The sequence below is a fragment of the Methylobacterium sp. FW306-05-D genome, from assembly GCF_058782155.1.
Genome location: NZ_JBYSXL010000166.1, coordinates 1 through 1,695, shown reverse-complemented (window position 1 = coordinate 1,695; position 1,695 = coordinate 1). Strand labels below are relative to the sequence as shown.

Annotated in this window: 2 protein-coding genes; both read left to right on the top strand. The window is 73.5% G+C overall.

The window, feature by feature from the left end; genetic code table 11:
* Positions 1 to 213 precede the first annotated feature (213 nt).
* Positions 214 to 708, top strand: a complete 495-nt coding sequence (locus AC3WLN_RS24015; RefSeq protein WP_492485489.1) for a chemotaxis protein CheW — start codon at positions 214 to 216, stop codon at positions 706 to 708.
* Positions 709 to 737: 29 nt separating this feature from the next.
* Positions 738 to 1,695: CheR family methyltransferase (locus AC3WLN_RS24010; RefSeq protein WP_492485487.1), on the top strand; the 958-nt coding region annotated here is incomplete at its 3' end.

Genomic DNA, 1,695 nt, shown 5'->3' with positions numbered 1-1,695 from the left:
GGTCGGGACATGCGGAAAACTCCTGGGGCGGGGGGCCCGGCGCATGGGCGCGGGGTTCTGAGGATCTCTGAGCGTGCGTGGTGGCGCCCGCGAGGGCACGGGCGAGATTGGGGCACGGATTCGTATTTGCCCAGCCGGGCATCGCCGTCCTATCACGACGGGGAGCCTGGGGTCGTCCTCTCCGGGCCTGCCCCGCCTGCGAGGACCCCGCCCCTGTCCGAGACCAGCGATTTCCTCCTCCTCGACGTCGCGGGCGTGACCTGTGCGCTGGCGCGGACGTCCGTGAGCGAGGTGCTGCCGCTGCCGGACCTGCACGCGCCGCCGGCCGGAGGGGGCCCGCTCGCCGGGTTCCTCAATCTCGGCGGAAGCCCCGTCCCGGTGGTCGACCTCGCTCGTCTCCTCGGCCTGGGGGCGCAGGCCGTCCGCCCGGAAATGGAGGCCTACCGGCATATTCTGCTCGATGCGCCGGGGACCACCGGATTCCTGGTCGACCGCGTCGAGGACCTGATCACGGTCGAGGCCCCCGCGCTCCGTCCGCTCGCGGCCGAGCGGACCCTGAACGGCTGTGTCGTCGGAGAGATCGCCCGGGACGACGGGCTGATCCACGTGCTCGGCTTGGCCAACCTCCTCACGGCGGAGGAGCGGGCGCGGCTCTCGGCCCTGGCCGATGCGGCGGCCGAGCGCCTCGCCGCACTGTCGATGGCCTGAGCCCGGTCGCGACCCGGCATGCAGCGCCCATGACCCGTCCGCCGCGCTCCGGCCCGGAGGTCGATCCGGGCTTCCCGGCCCTCAAGGCCCGGATCATCGCCCGCACCGGCCACCATTACTATGCCGACAAGGACGACCTGCTGTTCGACCGCCTGCGCAAGCGCTTCCGGATCCTCGGGGTCGCCGATGCGACAGCCTACGGCGCCTGCCTCGACGATCGCCTGACCGGCGGCCCGGAATGGGCGGCCCTGGAGGCCGAGATCACCATCGGCGAGACGTTTTTCTTTCGCTACGCCGAGCAGTTCGCGGCCCTGCGCACCACCATCCTGCCGGCCCTCCTCGCCGGCCGCGCGGCCGAGCGCACGCTCCGTGTCTGGAGCGCCGGCTGCTCCACCGGGGCCGAGCCCTATTCGATCGCCATCCTGCTGCACGAACTCCTGGGGACCGCCCTGCCGGAGTGGCGGGTCTCGATCCTCGGCACCGACATCAGCACCGCCGCCCTGGAGACCGCGCGGGCGGGGATCTACGGCCGCTGGGCCCTGCGCACCCTGCCGCCGGGCGAGCGCCTGCGCTACTTCCTGCCCGGCCCGGCCGTCGCGGGGCCGGGTCGGGACGGCACCTACGCCCTGCGACCGGAATTCCGACGCATGGTGCGCTTCGAGCGGCGCAACCTGATGGACCTCCTGGACGCCCGGACCACCCCGCCCCTGGCGGAGTTCGACCTCGTCCTCTGCCGCAACGTGCTCATCTATTTCGAGGCCGACACCGTCCTGGGCATCGTGCGCGCCCTCGGCCGGCGCCTGACCCCGGAGGGCTGGCTCCTCATCGGGCATGCCGAGCCGAACCCCGCCATCGCGGCGATGCTGGAGCCCGTGAACCTGCCCGGGACGGTCGCCTACCGTCCGCGCGGGGCGGTCCCGGCGATCGTCACGCCGCCCTGGGTGCCGGTGCCGCTCCCCGACAGCGCCCCCGCCCTCACCCCGGCTC